Source organism: Serratia sp. NA_112.1, from assembly GCF_052691715.1.
In genome coordinates this window covers 44315-66379 of record NZ_JBQZFO010000003.1, presented here as the reverse complement: position 1 = coordinate 66379, position 22065 = coordinate 44315, and the positions used below count along the sequence as shown (strand labels likewise).

The 22065-nt window shown below is 51.2% G+C and carries 19 protein-coding genes and 3 tRNA genes; 8 read left to right on the top strand and 14 right to left on the bottom strand.

Annotated elements, in window-relative coordinates; translation table 11 throughout:
- The first annotated feature begins 135 nt into the window (after nt 1-135).
- The 4 genes from ACUTQ5_RS07965 (at nt 136) to proP (ending at nt 6531) form a co-directional block, all read left to right on the top strand.
- The gene (locus ACUTQ5_RS07965) at nt 136-1317 is read left to right on the top strand and encodes an efflux RND transporter periplasmic adaptor subunit (protein ID WP_445650803.1); all 1182 of its coding nucleotides are present in this window, start codon (nt 136-138) and stop codon (nt 1315-1317) included.
- Nucleotides 1314-3254 (top strand): MacB family efflux pump subunit, encoded by a 1941-nt coding sequence (locus tag ACUTQ5_RS07960; protein ID WP_445650802.1) that lies wholly within the window; start codon nt 1314-1316, stop codon nt 3252-3254. The genes ACUTQ5_RS07965 and ACUTQ5_RS07960 overlap by 4 nt, the downstream gene beginning before the upstream one ends.
- Before the next feature lie 3 nt (nt 3255-3257).
- Nucleotides 3258-4622: a TolC family protein gene (locus ACUTQ5_RS07955; RefSeq protein WP_445650801.1), complete on the top strand. Its 1365-nt coding sequence runs from the start codon at nt 3258-3260 to the stop codon at nt 4620-4622.
- 406 nt (nt 4623-5028) lie between these two features.
- Complete coding sequence (gene proP, locus ACUTQ5_RS07950; RefSeq protein WP_445650800.1) at nt 5029-6531, top strand: glycine betaine/L-proline transporter ProP; 1503 nt, start codon at nt 5029-5031, stop codon at nt 6529-6531.
- Between the two features lie 52 nt (nt 6532-6583).
- Here the strand turns inward: proP and eptB are convergent, their stop codons facing one another.
- From eptB to ACUTQ5_RS07925, 5 genes are all read right to left on the bottom strand, one after another.
- The gene (eptB, locus tag ACUTQ5_RS07945; RefSeq protein WP_445650799.1) at nt 6584-8236 is read right to left on the bottom strand and encodes a kdo(2)-lipid A phosphoethanolamine 7''-transferase; all 1653 of its coding nucleotides are present in this window, start codon (nt 8234-8236) and stop codon (nt 6584-6586) included.
- 230 nt (nt 8237-8466) lie between these two features.
- Nucleotides 8467-9828, bottom strand: a complete 1362-nt coding sequence (celB, locus tag ACUTQ5_RS07940) for a PTS cellobiose transporter subunit IIC (RefSeq protein ID WP_445651143.1) — start codon at nt 9826-9828, stop codon at nt 8467-8469.
- Nucleotides 9829-9883: 55 nt separating this feature from the next.
- Nucleotides 9884-11185, bottom strand: coding sequence for a 6-phospho-beta-glucosidase (locus ACUTQ5_RS07935; protein WP_445650798.1), 1302 nt, complete (start codon nt 11183-11185; stop codon nt 9884-9886).
- Nucleotides 11178-11504, bottom strand: coding sequence for a PTS lactose/cellobiose transporter subunit IIA (locus ACUTQ5_RS07930; RefSeq protein WP_445650797.1), 327 nt, complete (start codon nt 11502-11504; stop codon nt 11178-11180). The genes ACUTQ5_RS07935 and ACUTQ5_RS07930 overlap by 8 nt, the downstream gene beginning before the upstream one ends.
- 112 nt (nt 11505-11616) lie before the next feature.
- The gene (locus tag ACUTQ5_RS07925; protein ID WP_445650796.1) at nt 11617-11922 is read right to left on the bottom strand and encodes a PTS sugar transporter subunit IIB; all 306 of its coding nucleotides are present in this window, start codon (nt 11920-11922) and stop codon (nt 11617-11619) included.
- Nucleotides 11923-12324: 402 nt separating this feature from the next.
- On the opposite strand from ACUTQ5_RS07925, the gene ACUTQ5_RS07920 reads away from it, so the two are divergent.
- The 3 genes from ACUTQ5_RS07920 (at nt 12325) to ACUTQ5_RS07910 (ending at nt 15561) form a co-directional block, all read left to right on the top strand.
- A complete protein-coding gene (locus tag ACUTQ5_RS07920; protein WP_445650795.1) occupies nt 12325-13467 on the top strand; it encodes an SIS domain-containing protein in 1143 nt (380 codons plus the stop codon).
- Between the two features lie 216 nt (nt 13468-13683).
- A complete protein-coding gene (locus ACUTQ5_RS07915) occupies nt 13684-13914 on the top strand; it encodes a hypothetical protein (protein ID WP_445650794.1) in 231 nt (76 codons plus the stop codon).
- A 726-nt stretch (nt 13915-14640) separates the two neighbouring features.
- Nucleotides 14641-15561 (top strand): GNAT family N-acetyltransferase, encoded by a 921-nt coding sequence (locus ACUTQ5_RS07910; protein WP_445650793.1) that lies wholly within the window; start codon nt 14641-14643, stop codon nt 15559-15561.
- Between the two features lie 34 nt (nt 15562-15595).
- On the opposite strand, the gene ACUTQ5_RS07905 is transcribed toward ACUTQ5_RS07910, so the two are convergent.
- From ACUTQ5_RS07905 to uvrY, 7 genes are all read right to left on the bottom strand, one after another.
- The gene (locus ACUTQ5_RS07905) at nt 15596-15718 is read right to left on the bottom strand and encodes a hypothetical protein (RefSeq protein ID WP_445650792.1); all 123 of its coding nucleotides are present in this window, start codon (nt 15716-15718) and stop codon (nt 15596-15598) included.
- 673 nt (nt 15719-16391) lie between these two features.
- Nucleotides 16392-16477, bottom strand: a tRNA-Leu gene (locus ACUTQ5_RS07900).
- A 10-nt stretch (nt 16478-16487) separates the two neighbouring features.
- Nucleotides 16488-16561 (bottom strand) — tRNA-Cys (locus tag ACUTQ5_RS07895).
- Nucleotides 16562-16618: 57 nt separating this feature from the next.
- A tRNA-Gly gene (locus ACUTQ5_RS07890) sits at nt 16619-16694 on the bottom strand.
- A gap of 145 nt (nt 16695-16839) precedes the next feature.
- Nucleotides 16840-17388: a CDP-diacylglycerol--glycerol-3-phosphate 3-phosphatidyltransferase gene (gene pgsA / locus ACUTQ5_RS07885; RefSeq protein WP_017892379.1), complete on the bottom strand. Its 549-nt coding sequence runs from the start codon at nt 17386-17388 to the stop codon at nt 16840-16842.
- Nucleotides 17389-17446: 58 nt separating this feature from the next.
- A complete protein-coding gene (gene uvrC, locus ACUTQ5_RS07880; RefSeq protein ID WP_445650791.1) occupies nt 17447-19279 on the bottom strand; it encodes an excinuclease ABC subunit UvrC in 1833 nt (610 codons plus the stop codon).
- Complete coding sequence (gene uvrY, locus ACUTQ5_RS07875; RefSeq protein WP_012006273.1) at nt 19272-19928, bottom strand: UvrY/SirA/GacA family response regulator transcription factor; 657 nt, start codon at nt 19926-19928, stop codon at nt 19272-19274. Before uvrY ends, uvrC begins: the two co-directional genes overlap by 8 nt.
- A 764-nt stretch (nt 19929-20692) precedes the next feature.
- On the opposite strand from uvrY, the gene ACUTQ5_RS07870 reads away from it, so the two are divergent.
- A complete protein-coding gene (locus ACUTQ5_RS07870) occupies nt 20693-20917 on the top strand; it encodes a DUF2594 family protein (RefSeq protein WP_020826235.1) in 225 nt (74 codons plus the stop codon).
- 91 nt (nt 20918-21008) lie between these two features.
- On the opposite strand, the gene ACUTQ5_RS07865 is transcribed toward ACUTQ5_RS07870, so the two are convergent.
- Together ACUTQ5_RS07865 and ACUTQ5_RS07860 are read right to left on the bottom strand one after the other, a co-directional pair.
- Nucleotides 21009-21440, bottom strand: coding sequence for a hypothetical protein (locus ACUTQ5_RS07865; protein WP_445650790.1), 432 nt, complete (start codon nt 21438-21440; stop codon nt 21009-21011).
- 229 nt (nt 21441-21669) lie between these two features.
- On the bottom strand, nt 21670-22029 hold the full coding sequence (locus tag ACUTQ5_RS07860) for a hypothetical protein (protein ID WP_445650789.1): 360 nt from the start codon (nt 22027-22029) through the stop codon (nt 21670-21672).
- Between the last annotated feature and the right edge of the window lie 36 nt (nt 22030-22065).

Sequence of the window (22065 nt, the reverse complement as noted above, 5' to 3'; positions counted from 1 at the left end):
GAGAATTAATTTCACCGTGTGATAATTAATAATGATCATTTTATGGCTCGTCTGCGGCGTGTTTATTGTTAGTTAAGGCGCTGGATGCCACTATAGTGCCTTCCGGGATCATCGTTTTCTGTTATGGATAACATTATGAAAATCACCCCGCGCCGATTGGCGTTTATCCTGACCGGCGCTCTGCTGGTCATCCTTGCCCTGGTAGCATTCTCTTTACAAAGCCCCCCGCAAGCCGCTTCAGTCACGGCACCGGCTCGCCTGGGCGATATTGAAAATGCTGTACTGGCCACCGGCAAACTTGATGCGATAGAACGGGTCAACGTCGGGGCTCAGGTTTCCGGCCAAGTCAAATCCCTGAAGGTCAAACTTGGCGACAGGGTCACCAAAGGCCAACCTATTGCCGACATCGACGATCTACCCCAACGCAACGATCTGCGCAACGCAGAAGCAGCGCTGAATGTCGCCAAGGCAGATTTACAGGCCAAACAGGCACTGTTGAAACAGGCCGAGTCCCGCTTTAAACGCCAAAGGCGCATGTTGATGGATGAAGCTGGCTCCCGCGAAGATTTTGAGACGGCTGAGGCCACGCTCGCCGCCACCCGCGCCGAACTGATCGCGTTGAATGCTCGCATCGTGCAGGCACAGATTGAAGTAGACAAGAAAAAGGTCGACCTGAGTTACACCCGTATTCTGGCGCCGATGGACGGCATTGTTATTGCAGTGATTACTCAGCAAGGCCAAACGGTGAATGCCAACCAGAGCGCGCCCACCATCGTCAAACTGGCACAGTTGGACGTAATGACCATCAAGGCGCAGATTTCCGAAGCCGACATTACCCGCGTTTCTCAGGGGCAAAAGGCCTACTTCACCATTTTCTCCGAACCCGATAAACGTTACGACGCCACGCTGCGCACCGTCGAATTGGCACCGGAATCGGTGATGAAAGACGACTCGATCTCCGCCGGCAGTTCGTCCTCCGGTTCCGGTAACTCCAATGCTTCGGTATATTACAACGCATTGCTGGACGTCCCAAACGCGGATAACCGCTTGCGGATTGCCATGACGGCGCAAGTTTCATTGCTGCTCGGTGAGGCGAAAAACGCGCTGTTGGTGCCGATCCAGGCGGTACATAAAACCGCAGATAATAAACAACAGGTACAAGTGCTGACCGGGGACAACCGGTTGGAAATGCGCGAGGTGAAAACCGGCATTACCAATAATGTCGATATTCAAATCCTGTCCGGATTGAAGGCAGGTGAAAACGTGGTGCTGGTGCAGGAAAATACCAGACCGGGCGAGGAAGACCTCTCACTGTGAACACTATCATTGAGCTGAAAGGTATTGGCCGCACCTACACCAACAGCAGCCAGCCGCTGACCGTCCTGAAAAACATTAATCTGAGCATCGCTACCGGGGAGTTGGTCGCAATCATTGGTGCTTCTGGCTCCGGTAAGTCCACGCTGATGAACATCATTGGCTGTCTGGACGTACCGGATCAGGGTGACTATTACATCAACGGCCAAAACGCGGCTCATCTATCGCCGGACCAACTGGCCAGGCTTCGCCGTGAACACATTGGTTTTATCTTCCAGCGTTATCATCTAATGCCGGATATCAGCGCGTTAGGCAACGTCGAGATCCCTGCGATTTATGCCAACAGCAAGCGGGACCAACGCCAACTGCATGCGGCGCAACTGTTGGCCCGGCTGGGACTGGAAGGTCGTGAACACCATAAACCCGGTCAGCTTTCCGGCGGCCAGCAACAGCGTGTCAGTATTGCTCGTTCGTTAATCAACGGCGCTGAAATTATCCTGGCGGATGAGCCCACCGGCGCCCTGGACACCCGATCAGGTCAGGAAGTGCTGGAGATCCTCAGCGAACTTAATCAGCGCGGCCATACGGTAGTGATCGTCACTCACGATATGAAGGTGGCGCAGCACGCTCAGCGCATCATCGAGCTGCAGGACGGCGAGATCGTCGCCGACAGTGGCTGTAAATCCACGCTTCCTCTGCCGATAATGAAAAAGACCCCACCGGTTGCTCAAGGCTATTGGCAGAGTCTGGTCGATCGCACCCGTGAATCGTTACAGATGGCGCTGAAAGCCATGAATGCCCATCGCTTGCGTACCGCACTGACCATGACCGGTATCATTTTCGGCATTGCTGCGGTGGTGACGGTGGTCGCGCTGGGTGAAGGTGCCAAACAACGCACGCTGGAGAGTATTAAAAGCCTGGGCACCAACGTGGTCAGCATCTATCCCGGCCGTGATTTCTTTGATGATGCCATCGACAACATCCGCACCCTGGTGCCGGCGGATGCCGACGCGCTGGCCCGCCAAAGCTTTGTCGATAGTGTCAGCCCTGAGGTCACTGCCTCAGACAGCATCCACTTTCGCAGCAAATCAGCCAACGCGTCGATCACTGGTGTTGGACGTGATTATTTACGCGTTAACGGCCTAACTCTGCTGCAAGGTCGCAATTTCCAGGACGACCGCAACGCCCTACAGGAAGTGATCATTGACGAGAACGCACGCCAGTCGTTGTTCGGTGATTTCGGCGTAGAGCCACTGGGCCAGATCGTGTTTCTTGGCGCCGTACCGGCGCGAGTGATTGGCGTGGTGCAAAGTAACCAGGACTCTGCCCCCAACCGCATCAGAGTGTGGATGCCCTATACCACCGTCATGTACCGCATGGTGGGCCAAACCAAGTTGAGCAGCATCAGCGTAAGGTTGAAAGATGACGTTGCCAACGAAGCCGCTGTCGCCGCCATTAACCAGTTGCTGACCCAGCGTCACGGCGTTAAAGACTTTATGTTGTTCAACCTCGATAAATTCCGTAAGTCGATCGAACGAACTTCGATGACCCTCAGCCTACTGATCCTGATGGTGGCCTCAATTTCTCTGATCATCGGCAGCCTCGGCGTGATGAACATCATGCTGGTCTCGGTGACCGAGCGGACGCATGAAATCGGCGTGCGTATGGCCGTCGGCGCACGTCGCAGCGACATTATGCAGCAATTTATGATTGAGGCGGTGCTGGTCTGCCTGATCGGTGGCGTACTGGGCATTTTACTGTCTTTCGCCGCCGGCTCGCTGTTCACCCTGCTGGCGGGCGGCATGCTCACCGCCATCTATTCCTGGCAGGCCGCCGCCGTTGCCTTTTGCTGCTCCACTCTGATCGGCATGATCTTCGGTTATCTCCCAGCCCGCAAAGCGGCACGGATGGATCCGGTCATTTCACTGGCCAGCGAGTAACTTATGAGAATTTTATCCCCCCTGGCGATATGCCTCACCGCCCTGCTCAGCACCGGCTGCGGCAACGCGCTGAAAAGCGAATATCAACCTCCGAAGGTGGACTATCCGCCCCAATGGCAACCCGGTGCCGATGCCGCTACGTCAGTCCCTTTTGCCTGGCATGACTTCCACGATCCCCAACTGGACCGCTGGCTGCAACAGGTGATGCTGGCTAATAACGATCTGGCCGCTGCCGCGTTGCGCGTCTATCGCGCCCAGTTGGCGGCCCAACGGGTCGACATCGGCACCGCTCCCAGCGTAAACGCGACGCTCAATACCGGTGCCAGCACCGCTCTGTCCAACTCATCACCCTGGAATAAAAACAGCAGCGCCAACCTCGGCGTCAGCTATGAGGTCGATCTGTGGGGCAAACTGGCACGACAGCGCGATGCCGCACAATGGGCCAGTCAGGCAACTCAACAAGATTTGCAAACTGCACGTTTGGCATTGCTCGCCAACGCCAGCAAAAATTACTGGCGCCTCGGTTTTATCAATCAACGGATTGGCGTCAGTCAGCAAAATATCGCTTACTCCAGACAGATCTTGCAGTTGGTCAATGCCCGCTACCGTGCCGGCAGCATCTCTTCACTGGACGTGGTGGATGCCGAGCAAAATCTGAACAACCAGGAGAGCAGCCATCTGGCGCTGTTGCGTGAGCGTCAACAAGCCTTGAATGAACAAACGGTGTTACTGGGCTCGCCCCCGGGCAAGACTTTGGTAGAACCCGCCCGTTTACCCACCGGCCCGCTGCCGCAAATCAATGCCGGTATCCCGGTCAACGTGCTGCGTCATCGGCCGGATATCAGCGCCAAAGAGATGCGGCTGCGTGAAGCATTGGCCAACATCGATGTAAAGCGTACCCAGTACTATCCGACCTTCAGCCTGACCGGTTCATTGGGTGCCAGCAGTACCGCATTGCTGGAGTTTTTGCGCAACCCTGTGACTTCGGTGGGGGCAGGGCTGTCGCTGCCGTTCCTTGAATGGCGGCAGATGGACGTAGATATCAAAATTGCCCGCAGCGACTATGATCTGCAGGTGCTGGAATTCAAACAGGCGCTGTATAAAGCCATGGCCGATGTCGACGATGCCTTGTCGTTGCGTGGCCAATTGATAGCTCAGGAAAAACACTTACAGGCCTCGTTGGCGTTGGCGCAAAAATCTGAACGCTTGAATGAGAGGCGCTACCGGCAAGGTGCCGTCCCAATCAGCTTCTGGCTGGATGCGCAGAATCGCCGCAGGCTGGCAGAACTGGCGCTGGATGAAAACCGTTTTGGCCAATATCAGAACCTGGCCCAACTCTATCTGGAATTCGGCGGCTCAGCGCAATAACTCCCCTCCCCGGCCTGACGTCTTCGTCAGGCTTTTTTCAGCCGCAGAACGCATTAATTTTGCCGGTTTTTACCGCAGTTCTTCCTATACTTAATCCATCCCTCACCAGACAAAAAACCGTCAACATGCACAATAGTTAATCTATTTATGCGCTAAATCGGTGCAAATTCATTAGATAAACTGCTAAATTTGATCACCGCAAGATATAACGTTAAGCTATAGATGCAAAATAATTAGTCACCTAAATGACATATTCCCGGTGAAAATTGAAATATTACGTGATTCGCATCACACAAAAAATGGCAATGGTCGATCTCTGCGTATAGCGCTTAGATTAACCAAACTGATAACTGGGCAGAAGGATCGCGAATTCACGTACGACTAAAATTGATTAAGGGATGATTGTATGAAGTTAAGAAAAAAACGTCATAAGCCGATGCATATTAATGACATCACCATTATTGACGACAGCAAGTTGAAAAAGGCCATAACCGCGGCGGCATTGGGCAACGCGATGGAGTGGTTCGACTTTGGTGTTTATGGCTTCGTGGCCTACGCCCTCGGACAAGTATTTTTCCCTGGCGCCACTCCCGGCGTACAGATGATTGCCGCACTGGCAACCTTTTCCGTTCCCTTCCTGGTTCGTCCGTTAGGCGGCATCTTCTTTGGTGCGATGGGCGATAAATTCGGTCGTCAAAAAGTCCTCTCCATCACCATCATTATCATGGCGGTGAGCACCTTCTGTATCGGTCTGATCCCCTCCTACGCTTCGATCGGTATTTGGGCACCAGTGCTGCTGCTGTTGGCAAAATTGGCGCAGGGCTTCTCGGTCGGTGGCGAATACTCCGGCGCGGCCATCTTCGTCGCCGAATACTCTCCAGACCGCAAGCGTGGCTTTATGGGCAGTTGGCTTGATTTCGGCTCGATTGCCGGCTTCGTGCTGGGTGCCGGCGTTGTAGTGCTGATTTCCAGCATTGTTGGGGAAGCCAACTTCCTCGACTGGGGCTGGCGTATTCCATTCTTCATCGCCGCGCCGTTGGGCCTGATTGGTCTGTACCTGCGCCATGCGCTGGAAGAAACTCCGGCATTCCAGCAGCACGTGGAAAAAATGGAGAAGGAAGACCGCAACGCTATCGAAAACCCGCCAAGGACGTCGTTCAAAGAGATTGCGGCCAAGCACTGGAGAAGCCTATTGGTGTGCGTCGGTATTGTGATTTCGACCAACGTGACCTATTACATGTTGCTGACCTACATGCCGAGTTACCTGTCGCATAACCTGCACTACTCGGAAGATCACGGCGTTCTGATCATTATCGCCGTCATGATCGGCATGCTGTTCGTGCAGCCAGTAATCGGCATGACCAGTGACCGCATTGGCCGTAAGCCGTTTATTATTGGCGGCAGCATCGGCCTACTGGCGCTGGCGATCCCGTGCTTTATTTTGATCAACAGTAATGTGATTGGTTTAATTTTCGTCGGGCTGTTAGTCCTGGCGGTGCTATTGAACTGCTTCACCGGCGTGATGGCTTCGATTCTGCCGGCAATGTTCCCAACGCACATTCGTTACAGCGCATTGGCAATTTCGTTCAATATTTCGGTACTGGTTGCCGGTGCAACCCCAACGGTGGCCGCCTGGTTGGTCGAGTCGTCCGGAAACCTGTATATGCCGGCTTACTACCTGATGACAGTAGCGGTAATCGGTCTCGCCACCGGCCTGTACATGAAGGAAACCGCCAATAAACCGCTGCGCGGTGCTACCCCAGCCGCTTCAGACCGCTCGGAAGCCAAAGAACTGCTGCAGGAGAACTACGACAACATCGAACAGAAAGTCGAAGAAATCAACGAGCAGATCGCCGAGCTGGAAAAGAAAAAACAGACGTTGGTCGACCAGCATCCAAAACTGGACTAAAACCATGCTCTAATAAAAAAGTGCTCCTGGTGTCCCGTCCCAAGCGGTTGGTTTAGTTAACCTGGCACCAGTTATGCTGTTTCACTATCCCCCCGTCCGGCGAGGTGTAACCGATACAGCCCAGAATACTGTCGAACAGTTTCTCGTGGAAAACCGGCGTTTTCGCCTGCTGCAGCGCCTTTAACTGATTAAAAGCCGCCTGATGGTCGGGCTGGCTAAGAAACTTGTCGGATGCCCAGACCATAATAGGAATGGTGCGCTGCGCCTGCGGTGCATGGTCACGCGGGGTACCGTGGAAATGCATATTCTCCGAGATCGATTCACCATGATCCGAGGAGTAAAACACGATGGCATTACGATTACGTAACTGGTTGAAGACCTGCTCAAGGACGTAATCGGTATACAGCAGGCTGTTGTCGTAAGAGTTGATCATTGATTGCGTAGAGCAAGTATCATCAATACCCTGACATTCCGGTTGGTAGCGGGCAAAAGCACGAGGATAACGTTCAGTGTACATATAGTGCGAGCCCTTGGTATGAAGGATCACCAAATGCTTGCCCTGCGGGTGGCGACCTAACGAATCCTTTAACTCGTCAATCAGCGCAATATCATCCACAGGTTTACCGGCATTACGTTTTTCCGCCTGAATACTTTCTCTCAACTCATAATCATCCGCCTGGGTTTTGTTATAAAACCAGGCCTCGCTCTGCATTGAGAACAGTTCAGAGGAAAAACCCTGCTTTTTCAGCACGGAAAATACGTTCATTTCCTTCAGGGTCCGTTCCGGCGCTTCTGACGCTCCGCCTTCACGCACGAACATGCAACGTAACGAGAGCTTGGTTGAGGTATCGCAGGAATAGCCCTGCAGCACCGCCAGATTGCTTTCCTTATCCAGATTCGGCGTGTTGTCGCGTTGGTAGCCATAAATGCCCATGTGGTCGCGTCTGGCGCTTTCGCCAATCACAAACACCACGTACAGATCATTCACGTCTTTTGGCGGTTGATAGGTAAAGTGCGCCGCCGGATCAAACAGATTACGGCTGTCTTCCGCCTGGCTGTATGAGCTGTAGGTCAACAATCCCAAGGCAGAAAGCCAGTTGGACGGCGAATAACTGCCGGCCACCACCCCACCATAACTGGCCATCAACTGATTACTTTCCCGATCGTGACGATCCTGTACCTGCCCCATTAGCTTCAGGGGGAGCCAGCACAGCAGTGCGGCGCTCAGCATAATGCCGCCCTTCTTGCACCACGCCCAGCCGTTTCCTTTCTTATAAGTCGCTTCGTGCATCGGGGCCAACCAAATAAGCAGCATCGGCAACAGGCTCACCAACACCACCCACACGGCAAAATGCCAGCCTACCGACTCCCTGGACAAGTCAACGTCAGTGGTCATCACCGCCGCCAGAATGCCGTAGCCAATATCAACGTGGAATAACACCATGTAGTAGCTGGCGGCAACCGAACTCAACACCAGTAACGATGCCAAAACACGGAACAGCCTGCGCCCCAAAAACGAGATCAATAGCGTGATAAAACACACCAGGCAGAAGGCGGCGAGCACCTCAATGCCGATCGACAAGGAGTTGTCATAATGAAGTTGCTGATAACGGCGGTAAAATATGGGGATATTGAGTAACACACCGAGATAAAAAGCGATAAAGAAAGAGACCTGCAACTGGGTCCAGCGTCGGAACTTCTGCATTATTGATACCATTCTTGCCAAAGTGAATTCATACCCTTGCCAGATACAGGTTATTGTTGAGAGTTTTCTCTCTCCTGCTGCTGGAATGGTTATCTGACAGGCAATTTAGGCCGGCGTTGCCACGGTGGGTGAAATTAGTGCTGTTATGATGTAACAATTCATGTGTGGCGTTGTTTTCGTTTATCTCCAGTAACGGCAGTATCCGACCACCGTTACTGGAATCGTCCGTTTTATGGCATCTGCGGTTGCTCATCAGTCACGGCGTTTTGTACTGGCATCGCCGCCTGATTTTCTTCGCGGTATTTTTGCTTATCCCAGGCGCGGAAGAACGGATAGTAAATCGCCATTGAAATCAGCAGATTGACCACCTGGATCACCGTTCCTGAAATATGACCGCCAGTTGCCAGATAGCCACTAATGAAAATCGGCGTAGTGAACGGTAAGGCAATGCCGACCGGAGGCGTCACCAGCCCGGTTGCCATCGCGCTGTAGGTCACGATCACCAGCACCACCGGCGTCAGAATAAACGGCAGGAAGAAGTACGGATTCATCACCAACGGGATCCCAAACACCATGGGTTCACTGATGTTGAACAGACAACCCGGTGCGGCGATTTTCCCCAACTGTTTCATCTGAGTGCTACGGCTGCGCAACAGCATAAAGATCACCAGCCCCAACAGCGCTCCCGTCCCGCCGGGCGCAATCCACAAATCGTAAAATTGCTGAGTAATGATGTGCGGGATCGGCTGATTGGCCTGAAACGCCACCAGGTTTTCTGACATATTCGCCAGCCACACCGGTTGAATAAACACCAGTACGATAGCGTCGCCATGCAGCCCCAGCGTCCACAGCAGGCCGATCAGAATGACCGAGAAAATCATTCCGGGAAGTGTTCCACCCACGTGATGCATCGGGATGCCGATAAGCGTAGCGATCATGGTGTTGATATCGCCAAACGGCGTAGCCTCAACAATCAAACGCAGCAGCAAAATCACTGCTAGCACGCAGAACCCCGGGATCAAGGCCAGAAAGGATTTGGCTACCGCTGGCGGCACCCCTTCCGGCATGTTGATCACCAGATTACGGTTATGCACAAAACGGTAGATTTCCGTCGATAATAGCGCCACTACGATCGCCACAAACAGCCCCTGGCTACCGATAAAATTCATCGGCAGCACGCCTTTAACAATTTGCTCTGCGGCCCCTTTCACCGGTGAAAACAGCGTATGCTGGGGAATAGTCATGATAAACGCCACCAGCGAAACCGCACCGGTACTGAGCGGATCCATCCCACGGTATTTTTCCGCCAGCCGGTAGGCAATGCCAAAGCTGGAGATGATCGCCATGATGTCGTAGGTCGCCTTGACCGGATACAACAACTTGTCCCGCCACGCCGCACCAAACACCTCGCCCATCAGATTGGCGTAGCTGGGGATCGGTAAATAAGCGAAGATCAGGAAAAACGACCCGATTAACATAAACGGCATGTTGAGAATTATGCCGTCCCGCACCGACAAAATATGTTTTTGCCCAGCAATTTTTAACGCCGTCGGCAACACGTAACGTTCCAGAATGTTATTTAAACCCGCCATCATCCCCCCTGCCCGGCAAAGCCGGTCGTCGTGATTGTTATTATGGAATATCGACTTAATTAAACTGCGGTAGATAGGCCTGATTGAGGCTCAACACTTCGTCCAGTAAGGGTTGCGCAATGCCGACACCGCCAATCAGCGGGTTCACCACAAGCGCCAACAGCGCACTCTGACGATCGCCATGCACCGCCGCCTCTATGGTCAGGCGTTCAAAATCTTTAACCTGTTGAGTCAGTCCATTCATGGCCATTGGCAACGGGCCGAAGCTCAGCGGATGCGCGCCCTGTGCATCGATCACACAGTTGGTTTCAATCACCGCATCATCGGGCAAGCCCTGAATGGCACCGTTATTGCGAGTATTCACCACCAGCACCTTGCCGCTGTTATTGTGAATTGCGCGGATCAATTCGACCGCCACCTCAGAATAGAAGGCCCCCCCGCGAAAACTCAGTTGCTCCGGTTTTTTATCCAGTGTCGGGTCGGCATATAAGGCAAATAACTCTGCTTCTACTTTCATCACCTGCTCTGCACGGGTGCCCTGCGCGGCAGCCGCTTCCAGCTCTTCTTCCAGCATGCCGGCAGTCTGATAAAAATAGCGATGATACGGACAAGGGATTGCCCCCAGAGCCTGCAGAAATGCCGGAGGCCACGGCAGGTCTTTGATGTTGTTCATCGACAGCGTTTCGCCATTGCTTAACATTTCCAGCACCTTGGCGGTCACATCCTTACCGCTTTGCGTCACCTGATGCACCCACACCATATGGTTCAGCCCGGCAAACCGCAGATCTACCTGATCGTACGGCGCTTTCATCATATCGGCGATCATGTGGTGCATGGTGATCGGCACGTTGCACAAACCAATAATCTTCGCCTTGCTGTAACGGGAAACGGCTTCGGTAACGATCCCAGCCGGGTTAGTGAAGTTGATAATCCAGGCATTAGGCGCCACCGCCTCCACCACGCGTGCCACCTCCAGCATCACCGGAATGGTGCGTAACGCCTTGGCAAAACCGCCGACGCCGGTGGTTTCCTGGCCCAGACGCTGATATTTCAACCCCAGACGCTCATCGGCAGCGCGGGCTGCCAGTTGCCCCACTCGCAGCTGGGTCAGCACAAAACTGGCACCGCGAATGGCCGGCTCCAGCGTGAAATGTACCGAAACCACCACCTGCTCCAGCCCATTGCGCTTGAGCATTCTTTTGGTCAGCTCCGCAATAATGCCCACTTTCTCGCGGCCGGACTCCACATCAACCAGCGCCAGCTCGGTTAACGGCACATCCTGAAAATGCGCGATCAATCCCTCGACCAACTCCGGCGTGTAGCTGCTGCCCCCGCCTATTACGGTGATTTTAGTCATTGCCTGCCCCCTGGGGTAAACGACGATAAAGTTCGATCATGTCAGTGGCCAGATCCTGGATCAGCATCGCATTCATCAAATGATCCTGCGCGTGCACCAGAATTAAACTGACCGATACCTTTCCACAGCCTTCATCCATGCCAATCAGCTCCGTCTGCATGCCATGCGCCCGGCCAATATCGGCCTTCGCCTCTTCCAGCCTGGCGCTGGCGGCTTCAAATTCACCGCGACGCGCTAACTGCAATGCAGAAAGCAGCGAGCTACGCGCACTACCTGCATGAACCAGCAATTCCATCACACTAGTTTCCAAATCCATCATTACCTCCCCCGTCCTGATTCCAGACACGGCGATCCCACCGCGGGTTAATGAAATAACCCGTGGTAAATCAATAAATAAATGAATATGGGGAACTACGTCCCCAGAGTGTTTATCAGGCCAGCAGACTAAGCGCCTTGTCCAGCACCTTATCGCCGCGCATGGTGCCGTAATCCATCATGTCGATAACCGCCACGGCTTTTCCCAATGGCGCAGCCAGTTCGGCCAGCCGCGCATGTTCATATTTCACCTGCGGCCCCAACAGGACAATGTCTGCCCACCCCAGGATGCGTTCAAAGTCTGCCACCGGAACGGCTTCGATCTCGATATCCAGCGCTCGTTTTTGCGCTTCGTTTTTCATTTTTTGTACCAACATGCTGGTCGACATTCCTGCGGCACAGCATAAGACGATTGTTTGCATTTTTCAGTGTCCCGGTTGTTAGCCACCACGGCTGTTCAAATATAAAACAACTCCGTAACACGCTTGTAAATACCTTAAATCCATACGATTCGATTATGATTTTTACTTAATCATTTAAAAACAATCGATTAAAAAAAAATTATCATGAAAATTTTTTTCAACACTGTGATCGACGATCTAATTTTTGGTTTAATAATCGCAATAACATTTTAAAATCATTTAAAAACAAAAAGATAAAGACACAACAAATCAACACCGAGATGAGTGTCGTGTTTTACAACAGAGTGCATTGAAAATTATTTTCATTAATTTATTCTGCCAGTCAGGGCTTTATAGCGTGCGAAAAACAGGCTAGTTTGAAGCACCGGGCATCGGTTGGCACACAGAAGGGACACTGCAGTTATGGATCTCGTTTACCACATTCAGTTCCGTCAGGATCCGTTCAACCGTCAGGAGGCAAAAATTGCCCGGACTATCCTGGACAATCCCGGGTTCACTTCAACCGCGACTATTGAACAGTTGGCAGAGCGGGCTGGCGTCAGTACCGAGATCGTCACGCATTTTGCCCTGTCTCTTGGTTGTCAGGATCTTAACGACTTTATCTCGTTGATGCGCACTCAGCCTTTACCAATAAGCCAGCCAGCCACCGTGGCGCAACCGGTACTGGGCGGCATGGATATCGCCTTCTCGTCCGCTGCCGATATCGGTAAATTGCCCGGTGTCAGCCCCACGACTTTGAGTCGCTTCGCCAAATCCATCGGTTGTGAAGATATCGGCGACATCGTCTATCAAATCCGTGCGCGGCAAAACCAACTCAGCCAACAGGAAGCCAAGGTAGCACAGACCATTTTGGACGATATCGCCTTTGCTTCTTCCGCTACGATAGAGTTGCTGGCCAGTCAGGCAGGGGTTAGCCCGGCAACCATCACTCGGTTCGCCAAAACCATAGGCTGTGATGATATTCGCGATCTGCGCATGAAGCTGGCACAGGCAAGCGTCAGCGGATCACGCTACTTGGCTGCCCAGACAACCCCCAATGGGCCACCTCGTTTGTGGCTGCAGCGCGTCAATGACGTAGAAACCACGCTGCATCAACAACTGCAACAGGTAGAACATTCGGCATTAATAGACGCCAGTAAACAGGTGAGCCAGTGCAAAAGCGTGCATATTTTTGGCGTAAACAGCATGGCGTTGTACATCAACGAACTGCAACAACGCCTGGTGGGTTTGGGTTATCCCGCTTTTGCCTGCCAGGATCCGGCACTGATGCGCATGACGGCCTCCACCCTGAGTACGCAACAGTGCGTGATACTACTCTCGCTGAGTGGGGAAAATAGCGATTTGCTCAATGCCGCCAGGTTAGCCGGTGCCACTGGCGCTTATCGCATCGCGTTGACCCCGGCAGGCAGCACTCTGGCATCCCTGGCAGATAAGGTCCTGCCCCTGAGTGGTGGGAGTGCCGCACGCTATGGGCTGATGCTGACGCTGGATCTGTTGCTGGCACAGTTAATGCCAGAAAGCCTCGGTGCGCAAGCGGAAGATTAAATCCACAGAACAAGCCTTAACTCTGGTTATCGTCTGAGGATTTTCCTAATTAGCCATCCAGATTGCTCCACCCTATTGATAGGAATATTCTTACTACGTTATCGTTAACATGCCACTTAGGTAGTGACCTAAGTGGCATTTGCACAACTTTAATTTTTATATGGCTTCTCTGCCAGCTTCGGCTGGCACTTTACATTTCATCAGCGGTAAAATTCCATGATCGATTACTCCCTTTACGGTCTCAACGATAAAGATGTCGAGACGTACCGTGAACAAATTTACAACCTGCTCGGCAAGGGCGTTATTCAGGTGCTCTCCGCCAACAAGCCCATCAGCAAACAAAGCATTCTCGCCTATTTGATCAAAGAGATCGAAACACAACCCGATGACCATTGCCAAAAGCTGCACAGGGCGGCAATCGAAGTTATTGGTGTCACTGGCCGCTAAGGAACTGCATGCGAAAATCGGATCTATGCACCATTCTCTCTATCGCCGCCGTGGTGGCCATTATGTGGGTAGCGAACTGTAGCGCTGATCTAGCCCCGCCGTTTGGTATTCACTAGTGCGACCAAGACTTTCAGGAGAGATAGATAAGCACAACCCCGGCTCAACCGCCGGGTATTGCGCCAAGCCAGAATGATTGTTGTCGTTTGGGTGACTGTAAATTATTTGCGCACGAATAAAATAAAGGGATATCAGGGAGGTATGGCTCAACGGGGGCCAGATACAAGAAAACCGCCTTCCGGCGGTCACGACATTACTACTTATTGCTTTGATTATTCTGGAATTTATTTTCCTGGTACCGGGGCGGGATTTGAACCCGCACAGCCATAAGCCGAGGGATTTTAAATTCAGCGTTAACATCTTAAAAAACAATGGGTTGTTTAAAAATTCGGAACATGGATTAATAACTTCACATTTAGAAATCATCTAGTTAGAGCAAGACTAACCCCCATCTTCCGAACAATTACATGCATAACCGGCCGAATGCCAAGTTACCTTTAATTCCTTATTGGATACTCCCGTCAAACTGCAAAACACCCCAAGATGAAAAAGTGACCGACCATCGTAATATTGGACGTTTCCAAGCGACCACGTCGAACAATAGCACTTCAAAGATCAAGGCCTTTTAGCATATAATGGCTCAGTATAATATAGGAAACTAACTAATTTATGATACGGAAATTTATTTCTTATGCGTCTGGTTGGCGCATAGGCACAGCAGAAGAATATAGAACATGTTATTGCCTTTATGGCGGTAGTTTTGTAACTCACCCTGACGTTTTATCTTTTATGCAACGTCAACTTAACTTACGCCATAAATACTACATCAAGCGGGATTCCAATGGCTCACTACTCGGCGGTATGTGTACCAATGGAAGAAAAGAGATCGCTATCGTCGGACGTCAGTCGAAAAAAATCGGGGTTGATATGTTCCCGTTTAACAAAGACGAAATGATTTTACCAATTAGCAGCAGCGTTAAGACAGTGATCCCTTATCGCTCTAAAATCCTATCGTCCTTAAACGGCCGTTCAACATTGAACTCTACGTTTTCGCTTAATAGTCAGCGTGAAATTTGTCTGGCTAAAACCTGCGGCAAAGGTGGATATTCATCATCAACAAAAAACAGCCGGAACCGCGAGCTAAAAAAATTCCTGAATTCAGGTGGTGAAATAGTAGACCAAGCATTATTAACACCAGCTCAAATTGTAGACATTTACTTTGAGTTGTATGCCAAGCGCTGGGACCGGGAGCCCGGAAACAAGCGTCAGATGATGGAAATGATAACGTCGCTGCGTGAAATGATATTCGGTTTTGTGCTGTTCTATAACGGCAAGCCGTGTGCTTTTCAATTAATTACTCGCACTGACAGTCCAAGATGGATCTGCTTTGATTATGTGAATGGTGGATATGACCGTGAACATAACGGATTTTGCCCTGGGACGATTGTCACCTGGTTAAACGTTCGGGCCGCATACGAGTTATGCGAACAGGAAGGAAAGGAGATGCGCTATTCCTTCGGCAAGCCGACGGAGGCGTATAAAGATAGGTGGTGTGAGCGCGCACCGCTGGGGCGCACACTGTCGATTTAAATTAATGAGCCGGGATCAATCCCGGCTTTCATAATCACCCCATCAACTCGGCTTTTAACGCGTTGAATCGCGCATAGAGCGTGTTTTTCGCGTCAACCGACAGCGCACCGGGGACGATTATTTTCGCGGTAATGTCCCCTTGAAAACCGTTACTCAATGGGTTGCCTGCGCCACCTACGATCAACTGGCGCGATGCAGCCGTTGAGAACGGCTTAGCCGGGATCTGGATCTCTTTCTGCTGTAATAGTGCGCCGTCATGCTCCCAACGATGATGCGAGCTCGTCGCCTCGATTGCTGCAATGTGCCACTGATTATCGCGAAATCCTGCAATCGTCGTATTGATCGGATAATTGCTTGGGTCACTGACAGCCGTACCACCGTGATTGATCCAAACAGCATCTGTCAGGAATGAGTCATTCCCGAACCGGACGCGCAGCCAGTCAGGAACCGTCGTATAGTTCCCGCAGATATTACGCCGGTTCCCGTGTAACCTTCAGTGTTCGGTAGCGGGATACGGTACAAAATAAACTGCGAATAAATCCCATCGGCAGGCAGGGATTCGTAACCACTTTCGGCTATCAGCGCGCCAGAGTTGGACACAGCCCGGCCGAAACCTAGTGCAAACCCTTTTCCAGCCGCAATAACCCGAAGTGAAAATAGTGCCGGTGGTGGGTAATCAGAAAGGATGAATATTTATGCTGCTTTCAGGTTTTATCTTCTGAAAGCATCTTCTGAAGATGTTCTGAAAGGTGATTTCGGGTACAAAAAAACCGCCTTCCGGCGGTCACGACATTACTACTTATTGCTTGTTATTCTTGAATTTATTTTCCTGGTACCCGGGGCGGGACTTGAACCCGCACAGCCATAAGCCGAGGGATTTTAAATCCCTTGTGTCTACCGATTTCACCACCCGGGCTCGGGAAAATTGGAGGCGCGTTCCGGAGTCGAACCGGACTAGACGGATTTGCAATCCGCTACATAACCGCTTTGTTAACGCGCCTAAATTCTGTTTACCTTTTTCAGGCTAAAGCTCGTAAAACACCAGCTTTATCAAATTTGGAGCGGGAAACGAGACTCGAACTCGCGACCCCGACCTTGGCAAGGTCGTGCTCTACCAACTGAGCTATTCCCGCATTAATCAGAACTTACTGATTTTTTTGCTATCTTTCGGCAAATCACTGCTGCCGTCTGATGCGATGCATTCTACTTACCTGACGTAATGAGTCAATAAAATTGTTGGCTCATTACGTTTGTTTGACGATTTTTGCAGCGCTTTGATCAGGGTTCCAGCAAATCTTTGCGGGCAGCGTTCAAATATTGGAACATTGACCAGAAAGTCAGCACCGCAGCAATGTACAACAAACCAAAAGACACATACTCAACGGTGCGGTCCGGACGCCAAAGCAGACCGACCAACGACATCATTTGCGCCATGGTTTTTACTTTGCCAATCCAGGACACCGCTACGCTGCTGCGTTTACCAATCTCCGCCATCCACTCACGCAGTGACGAGATGATAATTTCACGAGCAATCATGGTCGCCGCCGGCAGAGTGATCCACCAGACGTGGTAGTGTTCCGCCACCAGCACCAGTGCCACCGCCACCATCACCTTGTCCGCGACCGGGTCGAGGAAGGCTCCAAAGCGGGTAGTTTGCTTCCAGCGGCGGGCGAGGAAACCATCAAACCAGTCGGTTATGGCAGCAAACACAAAGATGACGGCGCAAACCATCGGAGCCCAGGTGAACGGCAGATAAAATGCCAGAACAAAGAATGGGATCAGAACTACGCGAAACAGAGTAAGCCAAGTCGGTATATTCAATTGCATAATGCTAGGGTAACTATCTGGCTGGAGTGGGAATTAAGAGTATGTTGCTACATTGCCCTCAGTGTTTCAATGCATTGTAGATCTTTTCTGCCAATGCTTGTGAAATACCCGGCACTTTTGCAATTTCCTCAACGCTGGCGTTCAATAATGGTTGAAGTCCGCCCATATACTTCAACAGCACCTGTCGCCGTTTTGGTCCAACGCCGTCGATCAGCTCCAACGCGCTGGTATTTCTTACTTTTGCCCTTCTCTGCCGATGCCCGGTGATCGCGTGGTTATGTGAATCATCGCGGATGTGCTGGATCACATGCAGCGCCGGTGAATCCGACTGCAAAGCAATCCCCTCACCTTCAGGTACAAAGAAAAGTGTTTCCAACCCGGCTTTACGGTCTGCTCCTTTGGCGATACCGATCAGCAAGGGTTTGTTTTTATCCCAGCTCACGTTCAGCGAGTTAAATACGTCAATCGCCATACCAAGCTGCCCCTTGCCACCATCAATAAAGATAACGTCGGGGATTTTTTTCTCTTCCAGAGCCTTACCATAGCGGCGTTTCAACACTTGCGCCATCGCCGCATAGTCATCCCCTGGCGTAATGCCGGTGATATTATAGCGACGATACTCGGAACGCAGCGGCCCATTAGCGTCAAACACCACGCAGGAAGCTACAGTTTGCTCACCCATGGTATGGCTGATGTCGAAGCATTCCATGCGGTTAATCTCGGAAAGATTCAGCACCTTAGTTAACTCGGCCAGTCGCTGATGAATGGTCGACTGCTGGGAAAGCTTGGTGGTCAGAGCTGTCGCGGCATTGGTACGCGCCAGTTTAAGGTAACGAGCACGGTCGCCTCGCGGTTTACTCTGGATCTGGATTTTGCGACCGGCCAGTTCAGACAACGACTCGGCCAGCAGGTCTTTTTCCGGCAAAGTGAAATCCAACAGGATTTCCGCCGGCAAGGTACGCATCTGGCTACCCTGTAAATAGAACTGACCGACGAACGTCTGCACCACTTCGCTCATTTCGGTGCCGCCTGGCACTTTGGGGAAGTAGCTGCGGCTGCCCAATACTTTGCCCTGGCGGATAAACAGTACGTGCAGACAGGCCATGCCTGCCTCGAATGCCACGCCGATCACGTCCAGATCGTCGCTGTTACCGGACACGAACTGACGCTCAGTCACCCTGCGTACCGCCTGGATCTGATCGCGTATCTGCGCGGCCTCTTCGAAGTTCAACGCCTTGCTGGCGATTTCCATCCTTTCAATCAACTGATGCAGTACCTGCTGATCCTTGCCAGACAGGAACAGGCGAACATACTCCACCTGCTGACGATATTCATCTTCACTCACCAGCCCGGCGACACAAGGTCCCAGACAACGGCCGATCTGGTATTGCAAACAAGGGCGCGAGCGGTTGCGGTATACGCTGTTCTCGCACTGACGTATCGGGAACAGTTTCTGCAGCAGCGCCAGCGTCTCACGCACAGCATAGGAATTGGGGAATGGGCCGAAATACTCCCCCTTGGCATGTTTGGCACCACGATGCACGGCCAACCGCGGGTGGCTGTCCGCACTGAGGAAGATCAGCGGATAAGATTTATCGTCTCGCAAAAGAACATTATATCGAGGCTGGTATAACTTTATGTAGTTATGTTCCAGTAATAGCGCTTCTGTTTCGGTGTGCGTAACAGTAACGTCTATTTGTGCGATATTTTTAACCAGCGTCTCAGTTTTACGGCTTCCCACCTGCTGGCGGAAGTAACTGGCAAGGCGTTTTTTCAGATCTTTGGCTTTACCGACATAGATAACCGTGCCAGAGGCGTCGTACATTCGGTAGACGCCGGGCTGGCTGGTTACGGTGCTTAGAAATGCTTTGGCATCAAAACGGTCACTCACTGCTTAACAAAGTCTCCGCATTGAACAATCCGTGTCGGATAGCCAGGTGTGTCAATTCAACATCACCGCTGATATTCAGCTTACTGAACATGCGGTAACGATAACTGTTCACCGTTTTGGGGCTGAGACTCAGTTGTTCTGAGATCTCGTTAACCTTTTTGCCTTTGGTAATCATCAGCATAATCTGCAGTTCGCGCTCAGACAGGCAACTAAACGGCGTTTCCGTCTGCGGTTCCAACTGGCTCAATGCCATCTGTTGGGCAATATCGGACGCGATATAGCGCTGCCCGGCCTGCACGGCGCGAATGGCATTCACCACATCCTGTGGCGCCGCGCCCTTGCTCAGGTAGCCTGCGGCGCCCGCCTGCATTACCTTGGCCGGCAATGGATTTTCAGTATGGATTGTCAGCATAATGACTTTTACGTCGGGCGCATAGCGTACAATCTTGCGCGTGGCTTCCAGCCCGCCAATACCCGGCATGTTCATATCCATAAGAACGATATCTACAGCATTGCCACGGCACCATTTCACGGCGTCTTCACCGCACTGGGCCTCCCCGACAACTTTTATACCTTTGATATCTTCAAGAATGCGTCGTATCCCTGCGCGCACCAGTTCGTGGTCATCAACAAGAAGAACGCTAATCAAGGAAAAATCTCCAAAAAGAAGGGAGTAACGCAATCAGCCGCTGTTATAGGCAGAGATATTACTTGTTTTTCAGCCAAGAATGAACACAGATTAATACTTACTCCCGATTAACTTTGCGCAATGGGCCAAATTTTTGAATTTTAGTCACCCAAGGCAGCCCGATAAAACCGTTGTTTGTCGATAAAAAACCGACGATATGAATATTACCATGCGGGCCTCTGACCTCATGATAGTGCGTCTAACCTAACCCGCAGGTAAAACCAGTGTAAGCAATCGCAACACAGATAATACTAACACCGGCATGACCAGCTTGTAATTTATTGAAACAACACAAAATGGCAAGATTATCTTTATCTCACATGGCGAAATTCATTGCAAAAGAAATTATTCAATCCATGCCAAGCCAACGTCAGGCCAGAGACTAATGTTGATCATTTAAATAACAGGAGCAAGGTAACAATAACCTGCCAGACAAATACTTATTAACTCAAAAAAAAATAACTTGGCGGTATTGTTCAGCAAGCCGATTAATTCATCAATAGTGAGTATGCACTATAATGTGAAGTCGCTTAAACCCTGGAACTGACTCCAGTTAATGGTACGGACTACGACAGCGCTATCAGTGCAGATGGATAGCTGCATGCTATGCTATACTCCGCGCCCAGTTAAATACGCATCTGCAGGTTCGAGTGAATGATATCGGTGTGGGTGCGCATCAAAATGCATTTTGTTTCAGGCTTCGGCCTCAAAAACCAGGAGAGAAAATGAGCAACGTTGATTTCACTACGTCTGCAAACCCGGAAACGCTAGCAACAGAAGTTGCCTGCCTTAAAGCCACGCTGACGCTGATCCTGAAATCGATCGGTCAGGCCGATGCCGGGAAAGTCATTATCAACATGGAGCGCTTTATTGCGCAGATTGAAGACCCGACCCAGGCCGAAATTTTTAAAAACAGCATCCAACAGATTAAGCACGCTTACCGTCAATAATCTGTCACCCTTCCGGCCTGCCCTTATCGCCGCTGCCACCATTCCCTCCAGGAGAATGGTGGCAGCGGCGCTGATAGTCCCCCCGCCAGGCTTAAGGCCTACCGGCCTGCAGTACAAACCCACGCTGCATATCACCGGCAACGCGGAAATAGCGGCTCTCACCGGCGCGTAGCGTCATTGGCAGCCGCCCGCTGGTATCACGCCAGATACACAGGCTGTTTTCGATCATATCCTGCCCAATACTGATTTCGTTATTGCCTACCGGCACCCGAAACTCGGCCTTCTCTTTGGATGCCAGCGAGGCGGCGAACTCGCCGTTGATATAAACCCCAGTCCGGCAACTTCCCGCCAGCATCCCGCTGTCGCGTACCACCACTATGGTGGCAAATGGCGTTTGTGGCACATTCTGATAAAGCAGCAACCGGCTGGGCGGCGGTGATTCGGCCTGCTGCAGCGGAACGGCCTGGGTGGCACAACCAGACAATAGCACGGTGGTAACAAGTAACGCGGCGTAATGCTTCATCCTTTGCTCCTGAAATAAACCAACCCTCATACTAGCAAGAGAATAGCCACTGACTGTAGCACCGGGGTATCACCAATAGAAAAATAGGATAACTTCCAGTGGGCTGAGAAAAAAAGAGCCGGAATAATCTTACCCACGCCAACTCTATTGCTACAAGGCAAGGCAGTCCGTAGAGATAAGAATATTCTGTATACAGTATATTGAAAATAATAAAAATTTTATGGTTTTTCTAAATTTTGACCATGCGTTTTTGTATGTCATCGCGAAAGGCTTTACCCACATAGTTAAAACCATCTTCCGTCACATAAACCCGCGAGTAACCGTTTTCTGACAGCGTAGTCACCATATAACCTGCGTTAATCATCTCCGTAGAGGGTGCATTCATAAGAGTAAGAAAACCGCGGCCACGACACCATTGATAGAAGCGAGTACGGCCATAACCCAATGAATCACCGACATCAGAAAGATTTCTCAGCCGTTCACAATCCTCTGATAATGAAGGTAAATCACCACTATCTTTAAGTGTTTTAGGTTTGTTCGCCAAAATATAAATCCCTTTAATGTCTTCATCACCATGACAGTCATTCATCGATCCTGAATCTAAAAAATTTACACCTGAATTGCA